The sequence below is a fragment of the Kitasatospora sp. SC0581 genome (genome assembly GCF_048159585.1).
GTDB lineage: Bacteria > Actinomycetota > Actinomycetes > Streptomycetales > Streptomycetaceae > Kitasatospora.
The window spans coordinates 1-307 of the sequence record NZ_JBLRWA010000341.1; the positions used below are offsets into that span (position 1 = coordinate 1).

Sequence of the window (307 nt, forward strand, 5' to 3'; positions counted from 1 at the left end):
TTTTCTCTTCCTGCGGGTACTGAGATTTTTCACTTCCCCGCGTTCCCTCCACATACCCTATGTGTTCAGTTATGGGTGACAGCCCATGACGACTGCCGGGTTTCCCCATTCGGAAACCCCCGGATCAAAGCCTGGTTGACGGCTCACCGGGGACTATCGTGGCCTCCCACGTCCTTCTTCGGTTCCTAGTGCCAAGGCATCCACCGTGCGCCCTTAAAAACTTGGCCAAAGATGCTCGCGTACACTGTGCAGTTCTCAAACAACGACCAGTCACACACCCTCGATGATCCGAATACCACGTCAAGTG

1 rRNA gene is annotated in these 307 nt (G+C 54.7%); it reads right to left on the bottom strand.

Annotated features, from left to right (window positions below):
* Window positions 1-227, bottom strand: a 23S ribosomal RNA gene (locus ACLWS4_RS38375); the annotation flags it as partial.
* Between the last annotated feature and the right edge of the window lie 80 nt (window positions 228-307).